This window comes from Janibacter sp. CFPM2_SD2, assembly GCF_057364645.1.
The window spans coordinates 1-2399 of record NZ_JBNFOF010000295.1 but is presented as its reverse complement, the minus strand read 5'-3'; the positions used below and the strand labels follow the sequence as shown (position 1 = coordinate 2399).

Genomic DNA, 2399 nt, shown 5'->3' with positions numbered 1-2399 from the left:
CGACGAGGCCAAGGCCGCCGCCCTCGCCGAGGCCGTGCCGGGTGTGGTCACCGGTGGGACCGGCCCGCTTCGCTCGTGGACCTCGACCGGTCCGCAGGTCGTCGTGAGCACCGTGCCGGGCGGCGCGGCCAACGAGGCCGTGGCGGCCACGATCGACGGGGCCGACCTCGAGGGGGTCGTCCTGCTCGACGTCGTCTACGCCGACTGGCCGACACCACTGGCTCGCGCCGCGAGGGAGCGTGGCGCCACCGTGGTCTCCGGGCTCGAGATGCTCGTCCACCAGGCAGCACGGCAGTTCGAGCTCTTCACCGGAGAGCCGGCGCCGGTGGCGGCGATGCAGGCCGCCGGTCGGGCAGCGCTCGGCCACACCCCGGACGCCTGACGGGACCTCGCCCGCGGGATGGGAAGATGCCAGACATGTTGCGTTGGTTGACTGCTGGTGAGTCGCACGGCCAGGCCCTCGTGGCGACCCTCGAGGGACTGCCGGCCGGGGTCGAGGTCACGACCTCGGACGTCGCGGGTGCCCTCGCCCGTCGTCGACTCGGCTACGGCCGCGGTGCCCGGATGAAGTTCGAGCAGGACCAGGTGACCTTCCTCGGCGGCGTGCGCCACGGCAGCACCCTCGGCTCGCCGCTCGCCGTGATGATCGGCAACACCGAGTGGCCCAAGTGGGAGACGGTCATGAGCGCCGACCCCGTCGACGCCGCCGCCTTCGCCGCGTCCGACGACGTCAACGCGGAGAAGGAGATCGCCCGCAACCGGCCGCTGACCCGTCCGCGGCCCGGTCACGCCGACCTCGTGGGGATGCAGAAGTACGGCTTCGACGAGGCCCGTCCCGTGCTCGAGCGCGCCTCGGCCCGCGAGACCGCGGCCCGCGTGGCCCTCGGCGAGATCGCCGAGCGCTTCCTCGAGCAGGCCTACGGGATCCGGCTCGTCGCGCACACGGTCGCGATCGGCGAAGGGGAGGCCCCCGCCGACGGTCCGCTGCCGACCCCCGACGACACCGCGACCCTCGATGCCAACCCCGTGCGCGCCATGACCCGCGAGGGCACCGACGCGATGGTCGCCGAGATCGAGGCGGCGAAGAAGGACGGGGACACCCTCGGCGGCGTCGTCGAGGTCCTCGCCTACGGCCTGCCGCCGGGCCTGGGCAGCCACGTCCACTGGGACCGTCGCCTCGACGCGCGCCTGGCCGGCGCCCTCATGGGCATCCAGGCGATCAAGGGCGTCGAGGTCGGCGACGGCTTCACCACCGCCCGCCGCCGCGGCTCCGCCGCCCACGACGAGATGGAGCGCGACGGCGACGGCGTGATCCACCGCCGCACCGGTCGCGGCCGGCGGCACCGAAGGGGGCATGAGCACCGGTGACGTGCTGCGCGTGCGCGCCGCGATGAAGCCGATCAGCACGGTCCCGCGGCCATCGAGACCATCGACGTCGCCGGCACCGACCCGGCGACCGCGATCCACCAGCGCTCCGACGTGTGCGCCGTCCCGGCCGCGGGCGTCGTCGCCCAGGCGATGGTCGCGCTCGTCCTCGCCGAGGCCTGCGTCGAGAAGTTCGGCGGCGACTCGGTCGCCGAGACCGCGCGCAACCACCGCGCCTACCTCGACGCGATCCCCGAGCTCATGCGGACGTGGGAGGCGTGAGCGGCGCTCCCTTCGTCGTCGTCATCGGACCGCCCGGGGTCGGCAAGTCGACCGTCGCGGCGCAGCTCGCCGAGCGTCTCGGCCGACGGCTCGTCGACTCCGACGCACTCGTCGAGGAGCGCGAGGGCCGCAGCATCTCCGATCTCTTCGTCGACGAGGGCGAGGACTACTTCCGCGCCGCCGAGCAGCGGGCCGTCCTCGACGCCCTGACCGAGGACGGCACCGTCCTCGCGCTCGGTGGGGGAGCACCGATGATCCCCGCGCTCACCGAGGCGCTGCGCGCCCACCGGGTGCTCTTCCTCGACGTCGGCATCGCCGACGCAGCGAAGCGGATCGGCTTCGACAAGAGCCGGCCGCTGCTGTCGGTCAACCCGCGCCAGAGCTGGATCAAGACGATGGAGGCGCGGCGCCCGACCTACGAGGCCCTGGCGACCCACCGGGTCGACACGGCCGGCCGCGACGTCGAGACCGTCGTCGCGCAGGCCCTCACCGTGCTCGAGGAGGGCGCATGAGCCCCTCCGATGTGACCACGATCCCCGTCGGGGACGACTACGACGTGCTCGTCGGTCATGGGGTCTCAGCCCGGGTGGTCGACGTGCTGCCGGACGACGTCGCCCGCGTCCTCGTCGTCCACGGCGAGCCTCTCGCCCGTCTCGCCGAGCCCGTCGTCGACGCGCTGCGCGCCGCCGGGCTCGACGTCCACGTCGCCGCAGTGCCCGACGCCGAGCGGCCAAGACCGTCGAGGTCGCCGC

General features: G+C 74.0%; 1 protein-coding gene and 3 pseudogenes. All 4 read left to right on the top strand.

The window, feature by feature from the left end:
- Positions 1–382 (top strand): annotated as a pseudogene (locus tag AC2W7J_RS17530) (shikimate dehydrogenase); the annotation flags it as partial.
- A 26-nt stretch (positions 383–408) separates the two neighbouring features.
- Positions 409–1647: pseudogene (aroC, locus tag AC2W7J_RS17525) on the top strand (chorismate synthase).
- A complete protein-coding gene (locus AC2W7J_RS17520; RefSeq protein ID WP_427802285.1) occupies positions 1644–2159 on the top strand; it encodes a shikimate kinase in 516 nt (171 codons plus the stop codon). Before aroC ends, AC2W7J_RS17520 begins: the two are co-directional and overlap by 4 nt.
- A pseudogene (locus tag AC2W7J_RS17515) lies at positions 2156–2399 on the top strand (hypothetical protein); the annotation flags it as partial. The gene AC2W7J_RS17520 and the pseudogene AC2W7J_RS17515, both read left to right, overlap by 4 nt.